The sequence below is a fragment of the Belliella marina genome, assembly GCF_042682445.1.
GTDB lineage: Bacteria > Bacteroidota > Bacteroidia > Cytophagales > Cyclobacteriaceae > Belliella > Belliella marina.
This window is the reverse complement of the sequence record NZ_JBHUHR010000015.1, coordinates 77,189-99,228: the sequence shown is the minus strand read 5'-3', so window position 1 is coordinate 99,228 and position 22,040 is coordinate 77,189. Positions and strand designations below refer to the sequence as shown.

Below are 22,040 nucleotides of genomic sequence, written 5' to 3'. Positions count from 1 at the left end.
TTCTGAATGAAGAAATTACAGTTCTTATTGTTAATCCCCATTATTTCATTGATTGGTTGTGATCAGAATCCATTTGGAGGACCACCCTATGATGTTGAAGGGAATTTGAAGATAGATAGCTTGAAAATAGAAGATTATCTTCGAGATAACCCGATAGATGGGGAGATAATCAGAGATCCATCAGGGGTGGTAATTATCGTACAGGAAGAAGGGGAAGGTTCCCGTCCTACCACCAATACAGTCGTATATACGGATTATATAGGCAGCTTGCTCGATGGATCTGTCTTTGATACCAGTATTGAGGCTGTTGCCAAAGAGCATGATATTTTTCAGGAAAACAGGAATTACAGTGTACTTGTATTTACTATTCCACCACTAACAAGTGCTGGAAATCAGATTCAGGGATTCAACTTTGGGTTTAGGAGGTTAAGGCCAAAATCCAAAGCCGTGCTATTGATCCCCTCACCTTGGGCTTACAGGAATGCTGAGAACAATGAAAAGATCCCACCCAATTCCATCCTCAGGTTTGATGTGGATTTCAAAGGAATAGATTAAGTATAAAGGCAACCCACTGGGTTGCCTTTGTTTTTTGGAAGGGATTGTATAATCTGTGCAGCATTAAATAGAGATGATTATCTGCAATGGCATCAGTTGCTAAATTATACAAGTGAAATCATGCGGATACTCATATTATTTTAACTGGCGATTGGCAAGAAAGGGAAGGAGTATACATGTAAATTGATATCATTTGTAGACATCCCTATTATTCCTTCGATTTTTCTTTTTATCTTGAGACTTACCAGATTATTGTTTGCAATATATGAAAATAGGATTGGTCAAAGAGGGGAGAATCCCCGTAGATAAAAGAGTCGCTTTTACTCCCGAGCAAATCTTAGAGTTGCATAGGGCGCACGTCAACCTTGAGTTTTTTGTGCAAAGTAGTGATCACAGGTGTTTTTCTGATATCGAATATGAGTCCAGAGGCATCAAGGTTGTAGAAGATATAAGCCAATGTGATGTGCTTTTTGGGATCAAGGAGGTTCCTATCGAACAATTGATCCCAGACAAAACCTATGTGTTTTTTTCACATACCATCAAGAAGCAGACATACAATAGAGCGCTGTTGCGGGCAGTCATAGATAAAAACATCAAATTGGTAGATTATGAAGTCCTCAAGAACAGCCAGGGGCAGAGAGTGACTGCTTTTGGCAGGTGGGCAGGAGTCGTAGGTGCTTATAATGGGTTGTGGACCTACGGGCAAAAGACTGGTCTTTATCAGATCAAACGTGCTTTTGAATGTTTCGATCTCTTTGAGCTAATGGAGGAACTCAAAAAAGTCCAGCTTCCACCAATCAAAATAGTCGTGACAGGCTCAGGTAGGGTCGGTCAGGGTGCATTGGAGGTACTGCATGCCACTGGGATCAGGCAGGTAGAATCACATGATTTTCTTTTTCATTATTATGATGGGCCGGTATTCACATTACTGTCATCTTCCCACTACAACAGGCGAAAAACAGATGGAGGTTTCGATAAGGAAGAATTTTACGCCCAGCCAGAAAAATACGAGAGTCATTTCCTGAAATACACAGAAGTAAGTGACATCATGATTTCTGCGGCATATTGGGATAACCGTGCGCCTCGCTTATTCAGAAAGGAAGACATCCAATCGGAGGATTTCAATATTTCGGTCATCGCAGATATCACTTGTGACATTGATGGTTCCATTCCGACTACGATCCGGGCAAGCAAAGTCCACTCTCCAGTATTTGATATTGATAGGGATACATTCGAAGAATTGCCTCCTTTTGGCAAACAAAACAGTATATCCATCATGGCGATAGATAACCTGCCTACCGAACTTCCCCGGGATGCTTCCAAGGATTTTGGGGAGCAATTGATCAGGTATTTTATTCCCGAATTACTCAAACCCCAATCCGAAATGATTGATAATGCCACCATTGCCAAGGATGGGGATTTGACCATGGAGTTTATATATTTGCGGGATTATTTGAATGGTGAAGTAGAAAAGGAAGAATGAAAAATTTGGCTAGATATATTGAGCAAACTGTTCTTAAACCTCTTACGGTTGATTCGGATATTGTTAAGTTGGTTGCTGAAGCCAAAACCTATGGGTTTGTAGGTGTTTGTGTACCTCCTTTTTGGGTCAAAAAAGCGAAAAGGGAAATTGGGGATGCTCCCATCCAACTCGTAACTGTAGTCGGTTTTCCCTTGGGATATAATATGAGTGAAACCAAGGTTTTTGAAACAGGGCAAGCTATCAAGGATGGAGCTGACGAGATAGATGTCGTATGGTCTTTGACTGGATTCAAGGCAGGTTTGAATTGGGCGAAGATCGAATTGGCCAAGCTATCCACCTTATGTCATCAGCATGACCGCATCCTCAAAGTCATCATAGAGACTGCCTACCTCAGTGATGATGAGATAGTGCAAGCTTGTGGGATATGTAAGGACGCTGGAGCGGATTATGTCAAGACATCCACGGGTTTTGCTCCTGAGGGGGCAAAAGTGGAGCATGTCAAATTGATGAGGGCCAATCTGCCAAGCAACGTGGGGATCAAGGCCAGTGGAGGGATCAAAACCTTGGCACAGGCAAAGGCTTTGATAGCAGCTGGTGCGGATAGGATTGGAACCAGTTCAGGCGTTCAGTTATTGGAAGAACAGAAACCAGAATAAAATTTACATATATACCGTTCTTTGCCAGTAGCCCTTTAGACCATCCCTCAACAAAGGATCTATTCAGTCTGTTGACAGTTAACCGTAGACACTCGTGCGCCGTGGAGTAGTTGACGATTATCCGCAACATTATGCCTTTGTTATCTATTTACTGGCAAAGTAGCGGATAATCATAAAAATTATTTATCCACAGAGATTTCGGTTTTCACTTCAGGTTTGCTTTGGTGGTGGGATTGCCTTACATCTTCATTCTTATTGAAATAGATCAATAGAAAAGGGATGATGAAGAATGTCAATAGGATATAGGCAAATCCAATAAATCTTGTCCTGACAGACTCTGTCCCCAAGAAGGTGGCGATTTTCACAGGGATATTTCTGATAGAGGGAAAAGGCATTATGATGATGGCTCCCAGCAGATTGAATAGAATATGGACTATGGCAATGCTGATAGCCGCTTCTGTCTTGTAAATAGCTGCGATTACCGCGGTGATGGTCGTTCCCAAGTTTGCTCCGATTATAAATGGAAATGCTTTGATGAGGGAAACTTTTCTGTTGGCTACAGCAGGGACGATCAATGAGGTAGTCACGGTGCTGGACTGTACTGCAGCCGTAAAAAACACGCCATACACGAATGCAATGCCTGGGTTTTTGAAAATGTGTTTGCTTACCTTTTTGAAATTCCCTGAAACAAATGTCTTGAAGACTGTTTCGGATAAGAGTTTGATTGCCCCAAAAACCAGTAAAACACTTAAAATCAACCCTATTATGGGAATGTTTATTTTGGAAACGATCCAAGTGGTAGCCGGTCTGGTAAATATGACATTGTATTGATATCTGGTAGCGTCGTGGTTGCTGGAATCAAAGAAAGTATGGGTCAGGTAAGAAGCCGCATTGCTTAAGAAACCAAAGTACATTTCCAGGGGGAACAATATGATCACGGTAATGATATTGAAGATATCATGGATCACACCGGCGGACAGCGCCTTTTTGAATTCCCCCTTTTTCATGATAAAAGAAAAGGAGACCAGAGTACTGGTGATGGTAGTGCCTATATTTGCCCCCATTACCAGAGGGACAGCTTGCATTAAGCTCAGGTTGCCTGATGCTACGACTGCCACGATCATTGCTGTGACAGTGGAACTGCTTTGGATCAAGGCAGTCATCAGCAAGCCAATGAATAGGCCCACAAAAGGATTGTTGGTGGATTGAAGAATATCCCTTGCGATATCGCTGTTGAGCTGTAGCATGGAGACAGTCAACATGTCTATAGAAAACATGAATAAAAGCAAAGCAAACACCATCTGTAGTAGAAAGATTGCTCTATTTGGTTTTATTACATCTTGTGGAATACTTGTCATCTATAGAAAAAACGGGCGAAGTGGGTTAAAGCGTCAAAATCATCCTGCAAAGTAAATGTAGAAGTTTCATATTTGTGCTGAATATATATGAAGATATTGTTAATAATGAATATGAATTAGCTGGAGTTAAAATTCAATATATGAAATTTTATTCTTTATTTTATTGGATGCAATTCTGATTGTTTGGTTTTAGTCTTTCTAATGGCTACTATATGGATGAAGACCCTGTGTTAATAAAAGGTATCATTGACTTAACAATAAATTAACATTCAAGCCAAATAATCTTCTTTAACTTTGCACACAAATTTAAAACGCCAATAAAAAACCATGGCCAAACTCAAAGATCAAAACATCAACCAGGACGCACTTTCGAAAGCATCCTATTCACTTTTTGATTTCACCAGAAAAGAAAAGCCATTCTTAATAGTCATTCTTGTATTGGTATCCATCGCCGGGGTAATTACACCATATACTTATGCTGCGATGTGGTTTGGTTTTGCTTTGGCCGCATATTCTGCCATTGCCAATGACAGTATCCAGACCATAGGTACTTTTATCGCTTCCAATCAGAGTAGAAAATGGTATTGGCTTTGGCTTTTTATGGGCTTGATTTTTGTCGGTACGGTCACCTACAGTTGGCTGACTTTCAATGGTGACGTGAGTTACCAGAGACTGCAGGTGCCAGGTTTGGAACAGGCACCTACGAATTTCGTGTTTTTGCAGATTGCTGCCCCGATAGTCCTGTTGGTAATGACTAGGCTGAGAATGCCGGTTTCTACCACCTTCCTTTTGTTGAATGTATTTACCTACAAGGCAGGGACAATCGTCAGTGTGATGCAAAAAAGTTTTTTAGGCTATCTGCTTGCATTTTTCATCGCCATCATCGTGTGGTTTACATTGGAAAAATTTGTTAAAACCTACTTGAAGGGTACGGCTAAGCCATATTGGTATGTACTACAATGGATCACTTCAGGAACACTTTGGGCGGTTTGGATCATGCAGGATGCCGCCAATATTGCTGTGTTTCTTCCCCGTCAGCTGAATGTTTGGGAGTTTGTGGCCTATGCGGGTTTTGTGTTTATTGGGTTGGGATTTTTGTTCTATCTCAAAGGTGATAGGATCCAGGGAATAGTTAATGAAAAAACCAAAGTCACAGATGTAAGGGCTGCCACCATAGTGGATTTTGTGTATGCAGTCATTTTGTTTTACTTCAAGATCATGAGCAATGTGCCGATGAGTACGACTTGGGTGTTTATAGGTTTGCTTGGAGGTAGGGAATTGTCGATTGCTTTGGCCAAATCAAGAAAATTGAAGAAAAGGAGGGCGAGGTTGGTTAGGGCTTATAGGTTGGCAAGAAAAGATGTGGTCAGGGCACTGATTGGGCTTTTAGTCTCACTGGTATTGGCACTGATCATCAATGAAGGCGTAAGGAAGGAAATGATTGATTTGATATTCTAGCATTTAAGAAAAAAGAAGTAAAGCCTGTGCCGATAAATATTGGGGAAGTAAGACTAACAGGATAACAGATATATGCTTTGCGACATAATGTGGAGATATGCTTATATCCTTAGCAGATAAGTTCGGCGACATAATTGATTCTCGTAATTAGTAGAGTTATGCAGAATTGAATAAGATGGAAATTATCGGGGGAGCAAATTACGTTATGTCTTACACTGGGGGGAAATCCCTCGCCTTTATGCGAAGACTTTAGTCTTTTTTCTTTGCGAACTTGGTGATTTTGTTTTGTGATCTTAGTGGTGAAAATTATAACCACAAAGGTCACAAAGTTTTTCACAAAGAACACTAAGTCTTGAATGCACTTTAGTTGCCTTTAAGCGAAACCAAACCTATTGGCTATTAGCCGATAGTAGTTTATCTGTGAAGTGCCTGACTGACGGTAGGCAGAGGCAAACCTTGGAATGCCCTGTATAAATACTGTGGCAAAATGAATAAGCCACTTAATAGCCTACTTGACCCTTTAAAGTCTATCTCAGGTAAATCGGAAGGTCGAACATTGCACCAACTAACATTAAAAAAGAAAAGGTTTAAGACTGATTTATCCTTCGCTTAACATTCTCTAGATCTTAAAACCGTTGAGTGAAGCCTCCTCCTTTGGCAGTCTCCGCACCTCAACGAAGCTCTGAGAGATTTTTTGAAATTTCAGCTCGTCCTTTTCTCCCAAATCAACCAATAACCATTAACAATTATCCGGCAAGGGATTTTTTATTAACTAACCTGTATATTTGCGGGTAATCAGGAAAATGCATGGAGTTGTTTACAGATGAATATTTTATGAATGAGGCCATGAAGATGGCCAGGATCGCATTTGAAGAAGATGAGATTCCTGTAGGGGCAGTAGTGGTCTGTCGAAACAGGATCATCGCAAAAGCATATAATCAAACAGAAAAACTGACGGATGCCACTGCCCATGCAGAAATGCTGGCGATCACTTCAGCGACCAATTCTTTGGGATCCAAGTATCTCAATGAATGTAAGCTTTATGTCACTTTGGAACCTTGTGTGATGTGTGCTGGGGCTAGTTTTTGGTCTCAGATCGGGGAGATTCACTATGCCGCCTCAGATCCAAACCGTGGCTTTTCAAGGGTTTCTGAAGGCTTATTACATCCCAAAACAAAAGTGAAAAATGGGCTGATGGCTTTAGAAGCCAAACAATTGTTGGATGATTTTTTCAAAAAACTAAGAAAGTGACATGTTTTGAATAAAAACAGAACCATTTTGGCAGAGTCTTGGTTTGTTTACTGAATCACAAATAGACAATTTAATATTATTTCTAACTATAAAACCGAAAAAAAAATGGCTTTTGAACTTCCGAAATTACCTTACGACTTTAATGCGCTTGAGCCGCATATCGATGCTAAAACAATGGAAATACATTATGGCAAACACCACAACGCCTATGTAACCAATTTGAACAACGCTGTGGCAGGATCTGACCTTGAAGGCAAGTCCTTGGAAGACTTGATGAAGGTAGCAGGATCAAATGCAGCTGTAAGAAATAACGGTGGAGGTCACTTTAACCATAGCCTTTTCTGGACTATTCTTTCCCCAAATGGTGGAGGACAGCCTTCGGGTGAATTGGCAGCTGCAATTGATGCCAAATTTGGCTCTTTTGATGCTTTCAAGGAAGAGTTTAACAAAGCTGCTGCTACCAGATTTGGTTCTGGTTGGGCTTGGTTGTGTGTTGATGCAAAAAAAGAGCTTTGTGTATGTTCTTCTCCAAACCAAGACAATCCATTGATGGACGTTGCTGAATGTCCAGGAACTCCAGTACTTGGTTTAGATGTATGGGAACATGCGTACTACCTGAATTACCAAAACAGAAGACCTGACTATGTGTCCGCATTTTGGAATCTAGTCAATTGGGAAGAAGTAAGTAAAAGATATGCGGCAGCCAAATAAGCTGTTTCCATCTCAACAAAAGAACCTGAAGGTAGCTACCTTCAGGTTTTTTTTTGTTGCTAAACCGAACGGTTTTTGTGTCCGATTTTGAGACATCTTATTTTGGAGTAATATTTTTAAGTAACTGATAGTGAGTGATTTGTTGTGTTTTTTGTCCTTTGGCACTGGATTTTCATTAAGGAGATCACCAATCAATACGGACACAATTAATTTCTATTCCAATGAAAAGCACTATACAAGTTTTTACAATCTTTTTCTTCTTCTTTTTGGGTCTGAGTAACCTAGCTGCCAAAGAAGTGACCCAAATCTTGGGTCAAGTGAAAGATCAAAAAGGGGAGCAGCTTCCATTTGTCAATGTCATGCTGATGGATTCCCAAAACAGCTCATTGATTACAGGGGCTGTGACAGATGAATCCGGTAAATTTAAGATTGAATCTTCTAAAACTGGCAAGATGCAATTGGTCATCTCATCCCTTGGTTTCGAGACCTACGAGTCGGATATATTTGAAGTAAAAGCCGGGGACTTGAAAGACTTTGGAGCCATTACTTTGGAAGAGGAAATCGCTGCACTTGGAGAGGTGACTGTAAGGGCGACAAGACCGGAGGTGATCATAGAACCTGACAAAACCACCGTCAATATTGAAGGTACAGTAATGGCTGAAGGCAATACTGCCTTGGACGTGATTGGAAGATCTCCAGGGATTTATGTGGATCAAAATGGGGTGATCAATCTGAATGGAAGGTCAGGGGTCACTGTGATGATCAATGATCGACAGACATACATGAGTGCTGAGGATTTGGCGAATTTCTTGAGGGCAATGCCGGCAGAGAATATCAAAAGCCTTGAAATCATCAACAATCCTACCTCCCGGTTTGATGCGGAAGGTGGTGCAGGGGTCATCAATATCAAATTGAAAAAGAACAACATTGATGGGGTTTTTGGCAGTGTACAACTTGGAGGCCAATACAATGGTCAATTTGCCCCAAATGCTGGCGTCACTGTGAATGCAAAAAAAGGAAAGTGGACCAATAATGCCAGCCTTAATTATAGCGAGTATGCAGTCTTCAATGACTTGGAAATCAACAGGAATTTCCAATTGGAAGATGGTATTTCAAACTTTGATCAAGAAAGTAGGATTACCACCAGAAACAAGAATCTATTCTTCAATGGAGGGTCAGATTACGAAATCAACAAAAACCATAGTGTTGGGATGAGTGTACAGGCGTCTGGCTCAAACGGGAAAGATGTGAGTGCCGCACTTACTGAAGTCTCCAATCCAGGAACGGAAGACAAGAATTTTCTCAGATCATTGAATGACAGTGAGTTTTCAAGCAGAAGGCTTTTTGCAAACTTACATTATGTTGGCTTATTGGATACTTTAGGGACGAAAATCACTACAGATTTTGACTTCACAAATATGAGATCCGATGCGGAAGCTGTCTTGTCCAATGCTTATTGGTTGAACCAGAATGAAAGTCAGGCAACGAATGATAGGATCAGGAATTTGAACGACATGGAATATAACATATTCACAGCCAAAGTGGATTTTACAAAACCATTTGGAAAAGGAAGGGTGTTGGAGACAGGAGTAAAAGGGAGCTGGGTGAAGTCGGACAATAACCTTGACTTGAGTAGATCGGTTGAAGAAGAACCATACACCCCTGACCCCAATAGCAACAGGTTTGTATACAATGAAAATGTTTTGGCTGCCTACGCTTCCTACAAAAGCAAATTCTCAGATAAAGTAAGTTTTCAGGCAGGTCTGAGAGGGGAGTATTCTGACATCTTAGGCACTTCTGTGACTTTGGATCAGGAGAATTCACAGAAATATTTCAATCTGTTCCCAAGTTTGTTTGTACAGCATAAAGTAAGCAAAGACTATCAGATCATCTACAATGCAAACAGGAGAATCACTAGACCAAATTACAGATTGCTCAATCCTTTTGTGTTCTACATTGATCCATTGACTACAGAAAGAGGCAACCCAAACCTAAGACCCCAATACGCACACAATCTTGAAATGAATCATGTGATCAAAGGTGCTTATCAGTTTAGCTTGGGGTATTCATTGACGACGGATGTGTTTCAGCAGATATTCGAGCAAGATGAAGAGTCGAGGACTACAACAACTTACAATGCCAATTTGGATAGGTCACAAAACATCAACTTTAGGGGGATTATTCCTGTAGAGATTACCCCTTGGTGGAATACCAGCAATATGGTTCAGGTAAACTACTCCAAATGGAAGTCGATGATCGGCGATGCGATGTTGGATGTGTCCCAAGTATCCTACATGATGAGGTCGCAACACAACTTTGTACTACCAAAAGGTTTCAAGGCTGAGCTGATTGGTTCGTATATGGGGCCGATGCTTTGGGGGCAGGCGACTATTGGTGCCATGGGAGGTTTGGATGCAGGGATTACCAAGTCATTTGCGAAAGAGAAATTTACCCTTACTGTCAATGGTACCGATTTGTTGAGGACACAAGTTATCAGGGCGAATGTCCAGTTTGACCAGATTGATACGAGTTTCAGGCAGTACAGAAGCAATCAGGGAGTAAGGTTGACATTAAGATATAAGTTTGCACAAGGCGAAAGCTTCAGGGTATCAAATCGAAGTGGTAGTACTGAAGAAAGAAATAGACTGGATTAGGTTAATCGTAAGAAGAACACTCTTCTAAACCAATCAAGCCCCAGAGCATCTCCGGGGCTTGTTTTATTTTTTTCAAGTCAATGGAAAACCAATGAATTGGGGTGGTGTTTTAGCCAAACCTTTCTCTCTTTATGTTTTCCTCTTTTTTCTACTTGGATCTTGACTCTAGTTTCATTTCATTAGTATCTCGCATTTCATAATTCGATGTTTGAAATTTGACATTTTTCAAATCAAGTATTCAGGACTCTGAATAATAAATCAAGAATACCTGGGACAGGGTTTTTCGGACAAATATTTCAATTTATTTCCATCGTATTTTCTACCTTATTTCAAATCTCACATCTCTCCCTGTCTCAGAAATTCTAGTTTCCTGTTCCCGATTTTATGGTACTGCCAAAGAAAATTGCATTTAGGTAAAGTTTGTTTGTCCCAAACCAAAAGGCCCTAAAGTTCGGATTGTCCACAAAACCAATCACCCTTCCCCTGCCTACGCTTGCGACGCTTATGGATGCAGAGTTTTTGATCTGTTCGAGATTGGAAGGGTGTACATAGCCACTCGCAAGTGGGGCAGATGTATAGATCATCGGGTTGGCATACGGATTGTCGGATGCAATCAAAAATTGGTTCCCACTTCTGAAAGTGTAGATTTTCGGATTGTCATATCCATACCCAATTGGGTGTGTTATGTCCAGTATGGCATTGAAAATGGCACCGCCAGTGACTTTTGCCCCAATTGCTTTGCTGTAGTCCGAATAGGCTTTTTGTGTGACGGTATCTTTCATTGCTTCGGTTTTGAACTTGAAATTCCCCATGTTGCTTTGGTCCAACCAAGACAGTGCAGAACCTTGTGCTACTAAGGTGTTGCCAGAGCTGATCCAATTTCTCAATTTTTCTGTACCTTCTTTTCCCAAGGAATTATAATTGCCACTTGGTGCCAATATGGTGTTGTATCGGGAGAGGTCAGCTGTGCTGACACGGTCTATGTCCAACAATGTCACTGGAATACCAAATCGCTGATCCAACAAATGCCACGCTTCGCCTGCTTCACTGCTGGAAATGCCCCCATTTACCAGTAATGCAACCTTTGGCTTGGTCAATACCTCTAGGCTGGGGGAGCCAAGGTTGACACCTTTGGTCTTGCTGCTGTTGATGGCATGGATTGTTACCCCTGTAGTTTTTGCGGCATGCTGCAGGTCTTTGAAAAACTCTTGGTCACTTTTTTTGCTCTGGCCTTTGTCAATGTATATACTACCCCTTTTGAATTTATGCCCTTCGGCACTTTCGAGTTCGGCATGCCCCACTCTGACAAGGTAGCCTTTGTCCAGCAATTGGTAGGCGGCTTTTGGGGCATAATATTCCTCCCACTCAAAAGCATAGGTTTTGGCAGCGACTTCACCCATTACACTGCCTTCGGGAAGTGGGTTTGTTTTGGTTAATAGTTCTACACTGGCCAAGTTGAGGATTCTACTGCTGAGTGCCACATATTCTAAGTTGAATGCCATCGGCATGGTCCATGCAGAGATGTCATAGAAAAGACTGTCTTGGAAGTCTGTCCTGGTTTCGAAAATCCCTTTGATCAACCTGTATTGTGGTTGGTTGAGTGGGACTATGTATGATTTTTCCTTTTCGAATTTCACCCCGTTGACAGTGATGTCCTCCATCAGGCTGTAGACATCAATATCATGTTGGAGGACAATGTCAGCTAAGTGGTGGCTTCTGCCGGCATCATTTTGGGCACCGAAAATATATGCCTTGTTGGTGTCCATATCGGATTCTGATTTTGCCTCGGCATAAAAATCCCGCAAATAGGTATTCAATTCCTCCCGCATTTCCTTGGCGGCTTTTATGGACGAAAGGGTTGTGTTAAACTGGTTTTTGATAGTGAACTCAAATTTGAGTGGCCCATAGATCGTTTCCTGCAAATGTCCACGGGAGGATGCTTGCTCAAATAGGATTCCAATAGATCCTTGGACATCGGGGTAGGTTGATCCTTTTCCGTAATTGAAATCATCAAAGTCCTCCTGGCTATAGTAAAGAGAGCCAATACTATCAAGGGAATGAGCATGGTACCTGCTTATTTTCTCTGTGAGTTCAAAGTTTCTTTTTGGGGTTAAAGGGTGGTTTCTGCTCGGAACACCAGGCTGGAAGAAGTAAGTACTGTTTGCGCCCATCTCATGGAAATCCAGTTGGATATTTGGCAGCCAATCTTGGATGACAGCAACCCTATTTCTGGACTCTGGGTGTTGGACTGGCAGCCAATCCCGGTTTAGGTCAAACCAATAGTGGTTGCTTCGTCCCCTTGGCCATGGCTCATTGAGTTCCCTGCCCGCAGGATCACCATTGGGGGTTTGGCTCTTGTTCGAATTTACCCAAGAAGCAAAGCGATTCACCCCATCCGGATTGAGGGCAGGGTCTATTAGGATGATCATGTCATCCAGATCTGAAGCGACTTCCACAGATGCTGCAAAGTGATAGGCTGCCAATAGGGAGGCATTGACCGCAGAAGACTCATTGCCATGGACCGAATATCCTGCATATACCACTACAGGCATCGTTTTGATATTCAAATTGGAATTTGGTTGTCTGATTTTTTTTCGTTCGGATTTGATTGTTCCAAGTTTGCTGTGATTGGAGGGGCTCGTAATGGTAAGGGTCAGCTGTGGCCTCATTTCATAAGTCCTGCCGATTTCTTCTATCGTAACCCTGTCTGAAGCGGCAGCAAGCGCTTTCATATACATCACCACCTGGTCATGGGAAACATGCCATTCTCCTAGTTCAAACCCCAATACTTCTTTGGGGGTAGGGATCTCAGGCTTGTATAAATGGTTGTCTGGAAGATAATATGAAAGGTCAATTTGTGAATAACTTATTGTTGAGACAAGGAAGAGGGCGATGGAAATGCATCCTATATATATTGTTTTTGACATTATTTTAAATATTATGTGGAGGTTGGCAGTAGTTTTAAGCTATTTTTAGTAGATTCGGTTCTTTGTGGTTTTAATGCAAATCATGTATATGGAATTTATTACTCCCAATTACTCGACTTCAATGATACCAAATGCAGTTTTCCTGGCGATGGTGCTGTATGGAATTTTGTGGATTTGGTGCATTGTCGATTTATTGAATTCCGAATTTAAGGATAATTCAGTAAAATTACTTTGGGGTCTAATTTTGATTTTTATAAATCCACTTGCACCATTTCTCTACAGTCATATTTCACGTAAACAAAAAATCCGATTAAGATGAATTTATTATTTATTGGAGAACTGGGAGGGAGGTCCCTTCTGATCTTAGGTTTTCTATCCTTTGTGTTTTTTATATTTTGGGTTGTGACCATCATTGATATTGTGAAATCAACTTTTCAAGATCCAAATATGAAACTCATTTGGGTTTTGGTAGTTATATTTACAAATCCACTGGGAACAATCATCTATTGGATAGTAGCCCCATCACAAAAAGGCAATAATAATTTTAACAATTATAGATAATTGAGCAATGTTTGGACTGGGAATCATAGGGCTTTTGATATATGCCTACACTATTTATGATGTATTGACAAGAAGGTTTGGTACAGGAAGTGATAAAATTGTTTGGATTTTAGTAGTGTTGTTTTTACCATTGTTGGGGACCATACTTTGGTTTCTTTTTGGGAGAAAAGGGACAAGTTGATGTTGAAATCTACTAACCTGAGTTCGATTGTTATCACAAAGTCAAAATCAATAAAAATATCCAGTTACAAGGCAAATTTTTGAGGGATAGCCTAAGCTATCGCTCAGGAATTTAACGCAGTAAATGGGTGTTTTTATTGACTGAGCCGACTATTCGGTTTTAAACGGCAATCTACTTCACTTTTTCAATCCGCAATATCCCAATATGACTTCATAAAAAAGTTCGCACCTTCTTTTCGTAGTTCTCACCATTTAAAACCGTTCCTGCCTGCCGGCAGGCAGGTTGACAAAGTGAGAATAGTCGAACTCAGGTTACTACAGTTTCGCAAGGAAGCAGAGATCAAAATGGGTAGAATACGTGAGCTTTATCACGACCTGTGACTATCTGAGCCTAAATATTTTTCTAATCGCCAAACGTGTCTGCAAAAGGTATGGGGATATTTTGATCTATATTGCGAAGCATATATCCGATTTCCATTCAGACCCCTTCTGCTATTCAATCACTCCCACCACCTTTCAAAAACGTTTTGTCGAGAGCTTCTTCCAAGGTAGGATATCGAAATTTGAATCCAGCAGCTTCAATCTTTTTTGAACTCACTTTGCTCCCTCCCAATACGATCTGTGCCATCTCGCCCAAAATTATCTTCAGTATAAATCCGGGAACACCAATGCTTACAAAAGGCTTACGTATCTTCTTGGCGGCATTTTCTGTCAGGTTTCTGTTCGTGACAGGTTGAGGACCTACTGCATTGAATACCCCAGTTACCCCTTCGCTTTCTGTTGCGAAAACAAACATGCGTGCCAAATCCTCAATCTGTATCCAGCTCATCCACTGGTTTCCCGATCCAAGTGGTGCGGCAATAGGTGGTTTGAGCATTTCCATGAGCGCACCACCAGACTCAGAGAGTACGATTCCTATCCTCAGTATTACTGTTCTCAACCCTAGCCCCTCAAGCTTCTGGGTTTCATTTTCCCAAGCACTGACAACTTGGGCTAAAAAATCATTGCCAGCTAAGCTACCTTCGTTGATCTGTGTGTCTGCTGTGTCTGAACCATAGATACCAACTGCACTGGCTGCCACAAAAGTACTTGGCTTTTCTTTGGATCTGGAAATTGTGTCGGCAAGAAGTTGTGTGGAATGTGTTCGGCTGTGCAGTATGGCTTGTTTTCTTTTGGCAGTCCAGCGGCTCTCTGCGACCCCTTCACCAGCAAGGTGGATGATAGTGTCAGCCCATTCAATCGCATTTTCATCGATTTTCATTGCATCCACATCCCAAAAAAAAGATTTTTGCCTGTATTTGTCTGGAGATCGGCTGAGCCATGCTACTTCATGACCTTTGGTCTCCAGGTGTGTAGTGATTCGCTTACCAACCAGACCAGATCCTCCTGTGATTAATACTTTTTTCATGACTTTAAATTTTCCTCTATGTCCTTACTAATGAAATCAATTAGAAGGTATATTGTTTTAAGAATCAGAAGTTAATCAAAGTAAATTCAAAGACGAAATAAAATTTCGGGTTTTTGGTGAAATGTGATGGTATTGTTTTTTGAAACCCTTACAGCTTTTGCGAATGGTAAGCTTGGTATTGGCGTTCATATTTTCGTCATTAGCTCTAGGATCCCAGAGGACACCCAAGTAAAGGAAGAACGGCGTATGGCATGTCAGTACAAAAAAAATCTCTCAGAAAAGAGGTGTTAAATCTTCACCCAAATTTTCTTGGACTCCACAGCATCAACTTCTACTTCATGTACTAAATATCTGTGATGCCCAAATCTGAAGGTGACTTTTAAAGATTTCAGAAAACCCAAATCCCCAAAACAATATTTCATGTTTTCGGATAATCATATTAATATTTAAAAGTTAGCAACTTAACTATGGAAAAAAGACCTACATAAATTTAGCTTAGAAGACATACTTTGCTATTTTTGTCACGCATAGGTGATGGGGTTCCACCTTCAACCGCCCATTTTTGGTGCTGATGACTCCTACTTCAACTTTAATTATCAGTATTTCCCAAGGAATTATTCGAGGGGAATGATTCCCTTTAGCGCATGTTGGAGCAGGTTATGGCACAATTAAGAATCAGAGAATTTACAAAAGAAGAGTTTCTTCCAAGTTTCCAGTTTACAGTCAAATGGCTAATTTTGGCTACTGTGATTGGTTTGCTTGTAGGGTCGGCATCTGCCGGTTTTTTGGTTTCACTGCATTGGGTGACCGATTATCGGGAAGAAAATATGTGGATCATTGCCCTATTGCCCTTGGGCGGATTGCTGATAGGCTGGACTTACCACCGGTTTGGGCAGGATGTCGTCAGGGGCAACAACCAGCTTTTGGAGGAATTTTACAACCCCCAAAAAACCATCCCTCTGAGAATGGCTCCTTTGGTGCTTTTTGGGACTTTGGCAACCCATCTATTTGGAGGTTCGGCCGGACGAGAAGGTACGGCAGTCCAGATGGGGGGGGCGATAGCCGATCAATTTACCAAATGGTTTAAGCTGAGCAAGGAAGATAGAAGGATCATCATCACGATTGGTGTTGCGGCAGGTTTTTCCTCGGTGTTTGGGACTCCTTTGGCAGGCGCTGTTTTTGCCTTGGAATGGTTGGTAGTCGGAAGGATCCGCTATGAATCGATTTTGCCAGCTTTTATTGGTGCATTTGTAGCACATTATGCCTGTGCGGGATTTTGGCAGGTTCACCATACCCAGTATGAGATACCTTTTGTCCCGAATATAGACCTGATCAATCTTCTGTGGATCATTCCTGCTGGGATTTGTTTTGGTTTGGCTGGAAGGTTGTTTGCCAAGGCAACTCACTTTTGGTCTGAGGTATTTAGGAAATATATTTCCTATCCACCATTGAGGCCGGTAGTGGGAGGTCTGATGGTGGCTTTGATAGTACTTGCCATGGGGACGACAAAATATATTGGACTTGGGGTGCCGACAATTGTGGAGGCTTTTTCGGAAGATCTGCCCTGGTATGATTTCTTGGCAAAGATCGGTATGACATCTTTGACTCTGGGTGCAGGATTCAAAGGAGGGGAAGTGACCCCCTTGTTTTATACAGGGGCGACTTTGGGCAATGCCCTTTCCTTTTTGATTCCCTTGCCTGTGGCTTTATTGGCAGGAATGGGTTTTGTAGGGGTGTTTTCTGGAGCAACCAATACACCTTTGGCATGTACCCTGATGGGCATTGAGCTTTTTGGGGCAGAGTCGGGGATTTTTATTGGGGTGGCTTGTGTAGTAGCTTATATCTTCAGTGGACATGCAGGGATCTACAATTCCCAAGTGGTGGGGTCACCTAAGAGCAAAATGCGGATGAATGAAAAAGGGAAGCGCTTGGGAGGAGGGTAGGTTGGTTCCTATCTGTACAAGGAATGAAGTACAGAGTACCAAGATTTTATCATGAAATCGATAAAGCAACAAAGGAAAGTGGTTTTACTATGGCTTCTGATATTTTGACTTGCTCCTTGTTAAGGACTTTGGCAATGACCAAACCAGGAGGTAGCTTTTTGGAGTTGGGGACAGGTTCGGGGCTTTCTACCTCTTGGATACTTGATGGAATGGATGCCAATGCTAGCATCATCACTATTGACAATGATGAGAATTTATTGGCAATAGCGAATGAGTTTTTGGGCTATGATAATCGCTTGAAACTGGTGCATGTTGACGGGGAAGATTGGGTGAGGAATAATTCAGGATTGAAATTTGATTACATTTTTGCAGATACTTGGCATGGGAAATACCTTCTTTTGGACGAGGTCTTGGATATGCTGAATACAGGTGGGCTATATATCGTGGATGATATGCTTCCGCAACCAAATTGGCCGGATGGACATCAGGAAAAAGCAATCAAATTTGTCGAGCAATTGGAAAGCAGAAGTGATTTGGTACTTACTAAGCAAAACTGGGCGACAGGAATAATCATTGCTGCCAAAAAGTGATTGATTGCTGAGGTGGCCGAAATGAAAAATCATTTCATCGAATTATTTACACAAAAACAGAATCTTTTTCTTCTCAAATGCGCTTTTTATTTTTTTTAACCCGTATCTTCAATAAATTTGTATAAAATAACAAATAAAACTCACTGGATTCACCTATGATGTCAGAAGCATTTTTTATCAGCTACTGATCTATCCGATAAATTTGTTAAACATGTCACCAAAGAAAACAATCTCATGCGAAAGCTTGAATTGGAATGGTTTTGAGTGTTTGGTGAGGAGGGATTTGAAATTAAATGAACAGAAAAGCTTGTGGGTCAGTTGACTTATGAGAGGATTTGATAAAACAAGAAGTAATAGCATATGAGCCAAGAAGCAATCGATCAAAGCACAGAATCATCAAAACCCGAATTTCAGAACAAAGTCTTATTGGTATCTTTTGATGATCAATCGAAACTTGCAAGGAAAATTGAAAAGGAAGTCCATGTACTTGACCAAGTGGTGTTGGACAAAGTTCCTGAGGACCGAACATTCAATTTTGTCGCTTTGAAGCCAGCCATTGAGAAAGCCAGGGAAGAAGGACATAACCTTATTATCGCAGTTGATCCGGAAAATAACAGGGTGGCGATGGTTGTGAGAAAAGAAAAGGATGGGCAATTGATGGTTTTGAATAGCCATCAAGTTGCAGCGATATTATTGTATAGATGGTCTACTTCTGGAGAATATCAAGACTTGATACTTCTGAAGTCTGTGTTGATATCTGACCTTTTGGATAATTTGGCGCACAAAGGAGGGGTAGAGACCGTTGATGTAGTTCTTGACCACGGCGACCTGGATACTGCTTTCCAAAGAGTGAACAAAGAAAAAGCAGACAGTGTACTAGCAGGATTCAATATCGATCAGCAGGTGATGCATTCAGATTTGAGTTTTGCCGATATCGTTGCATCATTGGTTCAAATAGAAGGAGAACAAGGTGCTTTGGAAAAAACCATGTTTGATTATCTGTTGGAGATTTATTTCTATAACGGTTTTTACAAGGAAAAGACCGTTTCCTTGGATATTGCTACCAAAGCCCAAAGCAAGCAGTTGACGACTTTTATGGATTCTATCAGGAAGAATCCCAAAGCTTTGGAAGCTACTTTCCCTTTAAGTACGATTACGGATTATTTGAAAGGCAAGAAAATCAATGTACTTACCGATAAGGTTTATCCTTTTGAATCTAGTACAACCAATATGCTCAAGATCGAAGGGACAAATTATGTCTTTATCACATTTGCCCCTACAGCGGAAAAGATGACTTATTACATCAGCATCAGGGAGTCTGTGAATTCAAAACAAAGATTTGAAGTGGTCAATAAAATGTTGGACCAGGAGATCATGAAAGTGGTCCAGATGTTGAACAGGGGAATTTGAGGCGTCTTCAATATTTCTGAATTGAAATACTTTAACCACTCCATCTTAAGAACATGGGGTGGTTTTTTTTTCAAATACACAAACCCGGGTATTGTCGGAATACTGTATTTCCAAGCCATGATTCTTGGCAATCCACTGCATGGTATTGTGGGAAAAAAATGATACATGGGTAAGATCTTTTGTATAGTACCAAGTGGGTATTGCTTCAAGTCCAGCGTGGAAATCAGTCATGACAGATAGCTTTCCATGTGGTTTTAGGAGGTTGAGGATGTTTTCAAGATCCTTTGCGGGATTGTGGAAATGTTCCAGGCATTCTGTGGCGAAGATTAAGTCATAGGCTTTGGATTTGATTCCATCCGGGAAAAAGAACGGGTCATAATTGTCACAGGAAATATCATGGTCTTGAAGAATAAAATCTATTGCAGGACCTGGCCCACAGCCAAAATCCAAGGCTTGGAGATTTGGCTTCAAATATTCTGAAATTGGGTTAATTGCCCTCTTTAAAAATGAGACATAGCCTGGGTACTGTGGTCCGTTCACATGTTTTTGGTAGTGTTTTTTTTCATTTACCCCTAGAAAAGTAGGGCTTGGATTCCTAAAGACCAAGTCACAGTTGGGGCAATGGGTAAATACTCCATTGTATGCAAAATTTTGGTTGTCGGCTAAACAAAGGGGGCAGTTTTTGTTCATTTTCCAAGTTGGCGAAAAATAACCTAAGGCTCGCTAAGTTTGACTGTTTTTAAATGAAAATCCCCCTATGGAAAATTAATTAGGGTATTCCAAGGGGGAGTTTTCGGTATTGTTTCTTTGGTTAGGCCAATTGGAAGGTTTGTGGAAGTGCCTTCAACTATGCTTCTGTATATTTACTTGGAGTAGTCATTATAAAATACCGGATATATCTTCATGTTTTTATTGGTAGCTCCATTTCGATCAAACAGATCGCCCCATCTTGGAGAGGTAGCTTCCCAGATAAACGTACCCAGTCCTAAGCCATTTGGAAGATTTTTTACGATCTCGTTCACTTCTTTTTTATGTTCTTTGTATTCGACGATAATGATAGGCTTATGGTATCTGTTGGCAATTTCAATCATATTTGATTCCATGTTTTCGAGATTCCCGTGCCATTCTGGGTAGTAAGACTGACCTATGATGTCGAATTTGACATCCCGGCTGATGATCTTGTCAAAGAATTTGATGGAGTTCTTGAGGTCATGTGCCTTGGCGATGTGTACCATGATGCCAATATCGGGGTCAACTTCACGTACTGCAGCACTCGCACCTCTGAGGAGCAAGCAAAAGGATTCTGCCGAATCACCCTCTATCTTGCCCACAGGCCACAGCATGCCATTGTGGATTTCATTGCCGATCTGTATCATTTCCGGTCTCAAGCCTTCATCAATAAATCTTCTTACGACTTCATTTGTATAGCTGTATATTTTGCCTTCCAATGCAGACCCCTTTAATTCAGCCCAAGATACAGGCATAAATTGTTTGCCCGGATCTGCCCATGTATCACTATAATGAAAATCCAGAAGGAATTTCATGCCGGCTGCTTTGACTCTTTTCGCCATTTTTATAGTTTCTTCCAGACCACAATACCCTTCTTTTGAGTAGCCACCTTCCGATGTCGGATCTACAAAAAGCCTGAGTCTGATCCAATTGAAGCTATTGTCTTTCAAAATTTCCACAACATCCTTTTCAACACCCTTGTCCGTGTATTTGGTGCCCCTAGCTTCCATCTGGGGTACGAATGAAATGTCAGCACCGATTATCGGTTTTTCAATGGCAAGTGTCCTTTCTATAGGCAGGTCTACTTTAGGTGAGAAATTTGGATCCTCATATTGCTGGTGGATTTGTTCATAGATCGCAAAGAACTCTTTGACTGGTTTCCCATCTTTTCCAAAGTATGCCCGGAGAGGTTCCCAGGCCATGGTTCCCATACCCAAGTTGTCTGGGATTGAGCGAACAATGTCATTGATGATTTTTATGTTTTCCTGATTTGCGCCATACTCACAAACCACAATTGGTTTGCCATAGGTATTTGCCAGATCATCTAAATTCTCTTTTAAATCACTGTAGGTGCCATGCCATTTTTCATAGTATGACAAGCCCACGACATCATATTCGGCGCCATAGAGCTTCATCTTGTCCAAAAAATCCCTAGATAGCCCATTTTGGCCACCCAATGCCAAATGAACCATCAGTTTGGAATCCGGTAGGGTTTCGCGTACAGCTTTTTGGCCTGCTACATATAATCCCATCAGAGTTTTCCAGTCATCTTCAGTAGCATCATCCATGAGTTTGCCCTCTGGCCAGATCATTCCGTGATTGATTTCATTTCCTACCTGCACCATATCAGGGGCTACCCCTTCTTTTTTAAGGACAGTAAGTACCCTTTTGGTGTAATTGTAAACACTGTCTTCGAGTGCCTTGCCTGATGCCCCCTCCCAAGAAGAAGGCTTGAACTGCTTGTCTGGATCTGCCCAAGTATCACTGTAATGAAAATCAAGCGTAAATTCCATTCCGGCTTTTTTGATCCTTTTGGCCATGGCCAAAGTATTCTCAAGATCACAAAAACCCTCTTTTGAATATCCCTTTTCCGCCCTAGGGTCAACAAAAATACGCAGTCTGATGCTGTTGAAATGGTTGTTTGCCAAAATCTCTACTACATCCCTTTCTACATTGTTTTCATCATAAAACTTCATTCCCTGCGCTTCTACCTGCGGTACAAAGGAGATGTCAGCTCCTATTCTGAATTTCTTTTCTTCATTTTTACTCGCAAAAGACGATACCGAAAGTGTCATCAGAAACAACAGGCTTAAAATTCGCAATTTTTTTAGGTTCATTGATGTTTGGTTTAATTTTCTATAGATGATCCAAAAGGTTCATTAAGGA

At 41.2% G+C, this 22,040-nt stretch carries 18 protein-coding genes and 1 riboswitch; of the genes, 13 read left to right on the top strand and 5 right to left on the bottom strand.

From position 1 onward, the window contains the following. Nucleotides 1-6: 6 nt before the first annotated feature. The 3 genes from ACFSKL_RS04660 to deoC all read left to right on the top strand — a co-directional run bounded on the left by ACFSKL_RS04660 (nucleotide 7) and on the right by deoC (nucleotide 2,694). Nucleotides 7-555 (top strand): FKBP-type peptidyl-prolyl cis-trans isomerase, encoded by a 549-nt coding sequence (locus ACFSKL_RS04660; RefSeq protein ID WP_376883920.1) that lies wholly within the window; start codon nucleotides 7-9, stop codon nucleotides 553-555. 265 nt (nucleotides 556-820) lie between these two features. Then, entirely contained in the window at nucleotides 821-2,038 is a 1,218-nt protein-coding gene (locus tag ACFSKL_RS04655; protein WP_376883918.1) for an NAD(P)-dependent oxidoreductase, read from the top strand. Beyond that, nucleotides 2,035-2,694, top strand: a complete 660-nt coding sequence (gene deoC, locus ACFSKL_RS04650; protein WP_376883916.1) for a deoxyribose-phosphate aldolase — start codon at nucleotides 2,035-2,037, stop codon at nucleotides 2,692-2,694. The genes ACFSKL_RS04655 and deoC overlap by 4 nt, the downstream gene beginning before the upstream one ends. A 179-nt stretch (nucleotides 2,695-2,873) precedes the next feature. Here the strand turns inward: deoC and ACFSKL_RS04645 are convergent, their stop codons facing one another. Beyond that, nucleotides 2,874-4,052 carry a Na/Pi symporter gene (locus ACFSKL_RS04645; protein WP_376883914.1) on the bottom strand — a complete coding sequence of 393 codons (1,179 nt, stop codon included), beginning with the start codon at nucleotides 4,050-4,052 and terminating at the stop codon, nucleotides 2,874-2,876. A gap of 327 nt (nucleotides 4,053-4,379) precedes the next feature. Here ACFSKL_RS04645 and ACFSKL_RS04640 point away from each other — a divergent pair, with 327 nt between their 5' ends. From ACFSKL_RS04640 to ACFSKL_RS04625, 4 genes are all read left to right on the top strand, one after another. Continuing rightward, nucleotides 4,380-5,510, top strand: coding sequence for a hypothetical protein (locus ACFSKL_RS04640; protein WP_376883913.1), 1,131 nt, complete (start codon nucleotides 4,380-4,382; stop codon nucleotides 5,508-5,510). A gap of 807 nt (nucleotides 5,511-6,317) precedes the next feature. Then, nucleotides 6,318-6,761 (top strand): nucleoside deaminase, encoded by a 444-nt coding sequence (locus ACFSKL_RS04635; RefSeq protein WP_376883911.1) that lies wholly within the window; start codon nucleotides 6,318-6,320, stop codon nucleotides 6,759-6,761. A 105-nt stretch (nucleotides 6,762-6,866) separates the two neighbouring features. Continuing rightward, nucleotides 6,867-7,472 (top strand): superoxide dismutase, encoded by a 606-nt coding sequence (locus tag ACFSKL_RS04630; protein ID WP_376883909.1) that lies wholly within the window; start codon nucleotides 6,867-6,869, stop codon nucleotides 7,470-7,472. Between the two features lie 221 nt (nucleotides 7,473-7,693). Further along, nucleotides 7,694-10,126 (top strand): TonB-dependent receptor, encoded by a 2,433-nt coding sequence (locus ACFSKL_RS04625; RefSeq protein ID WP_376883907.1) that lies wholly within the window; start codon nucleotides 7,694-7,696, stop codon nucleotides 10,124-10,126. A 362-nt stretch (nucleotides 10,127-10,488) separates the two neighbouring features. Here ACFSKL_RS04625 and ACFSKL_RS04620 read toward each other — a convergent pair whose 3' ends face one another. Further along, nucleotides 10,489-13,053 (bottom strand): M14 family zinc carboxypeptidase, encoded by a 2,565-nt coding sequence (locus tag ACFSKL_RS04620; protein WP_376883905.1) that lies wholly within the window; start codon nucleotides 13,051-13,053, stop codon nucleotides 10,489-10,491. 73 nt (nucleotides 13,054-13,126) lie between these two features. Between ACFSKL_RS04620 and ACFSKL_RS04615 the strand changes: the two genes are divergently transcribed. Genes ACFSKL_RS04615 through ACFSKL_RS04605 form a run of 3 tightly spaced genes read left to right on the top strand, consistent with a single transcriptional unit; the run spans nucleotide 13,127 to nucleotide 13,795 of the window. After that, nucleotides 13,127-13,372 (top strand): PLDc N-terminal domain-containing protein, encoded by a 246-nt coding sequence (locus tag ACFSKL_RS04615; protein ID WP_376883903.1) that lies wholly within the window; start codon nucleotides 13,127-13,129, stop codon nucleotides 13,370-13,372. Beyond that, nucleotides 13,369-13,614: a PLD nuclease N-terminal domain-containing protein gene (locus ACFSKL_RS04610; protein ID WP_376883901.1), complete on the top strand. Its 246-nt coding sequence runs from the start codon at nucleotides 13,369-13,371 to the stop codon at nucleotides 13,612-13,614. Before ACFSKL_RS04615 ends, ACFSKL_RS04610 begins: the two co-directional genes overlap by 4 nt. A 7-nt stretch (nucleotides 13,615-13,621) precedes the next feature. Next, nucleotides 13,622-13,795, top strand: coding sequence for a PLDc N-terminal domain-containing protein (locus tag ACFSKL_RS04605; RefSeq protein ID WP_241273926.1), 174 nt, complete (start codon nucleotides 13,622-13,624; stop codon nucleotides 13,793-13,795). Nucleotides 13,796-14,290: 495 nt separating this feature from the next. Here the strand turns inward: ACFSKL_RS04605 and ACFSKL_RS04600 are convergent, their stop codons facing one another. Next, nucleotides 14,291-15,202 carry a TIGR01777 family oxidoreductase gene (locus ACFSKL_RS04600; RefSeq protein WP_376883899.1) on the bottom strand — a complete coding sequence of 304 codons (912 nt, stop codon included), beginning with the start codon at nucleotides 15,200-15,202 and terminating at the stop codon, nucleotides 14,291-14,293. Between the two features lie 521 nt (nucleotides 15,203-15,723). After that, a riboswitch (Fluoride riboswitch) is annotated at nucleotides 15,724-15,790 on the top strand. Nucleotides 15,791-15,861: 71 nt separating this feature from the next. Between ACFSKL_RS04600 and ACFSKL_RS04595 the strand changes: the two genes are divergently transcribed. The 3 genes from ACFSKL_RS04595 (at nucleotide 15,862) to ACFSKL_RS04585 (ending at nucleotide 19,145) form a co-directional block, all read left to right on the top strand. Continuing rightward, on the top strand, nucleotides 15,862-17,145 hold the full coding sequence (locus tag ACFSKL_RS04595; RefSeq protein ID WP_376883897.1) for a voltage-gated chloride channel family protein: 1,284 nt from the start codon (nucleotides 15,862-15,864) through the stop codon (nucleotides 17,143-17,145). Nucleotides 17,146-17,168: 23 nt separating this feature from the next. Continuing rightward, entirely contained in the window at nucleotides 17,169-17,735 is a 567-nt protein-coding gene (locus ACFSKL_RS04590; RefSeq protein ID WP_376883895.1) for an O-methyltransferase, read from the top strand. Nucleotides 17,736-18,095: 360 nt separating this feature from the next. Then, complete coding sequence (locus tag ACFSKL_RS04585) at nucleotides 18,096-19,145, top strand: phosphohexose mutase family protein (protein ID WP_376883893.1); 1,050 nt, start codon at nucleotides 18,096-18,098, stop codon at nucleotides 19,143-19,145. 45 nt (nucleotides 19,146-19,190) lie between these two features. Here ACFSKL_RS04585 and ACFSKL_RS04580 read toward each other — a convergent pair whose 3' ends face one another. Together ACFSKL_RS04580 and ACFSKL_RS04575 are read right to left on the bottom strand one after the other, a co-directional pair. Continuing rightward, nucleotides 19,191-19,835, bottom strand: a complete 645-nt coding sequence (locus tag ACFSKL_RS04580; RefSeq protein ID WP_376883891.1) for a class I SAM-dependent methyltransferase — start codon at nucleotides 19,833-19,835, stop codon at nucleotides 19,191-19,193. A 173-nt stretch (nucleotides 19,836-20,008) separates the two neighbouring features. Then, nucleotides 20,009-21,991: a glycoside hydrolase family 53 protein gene (locus ACFSKL_RS04575; RefSeq protein WP_376883889.1), complete on the bottom strand. Its 1,983-nt coding sequence runs from the start codon at nucleotides 21,989-21,991 to the stop codon at nucleotides 20,009-20,011. Between the last annotated feature and the right edge of the window lie 49 nt (nucleotides 21,992-22,040).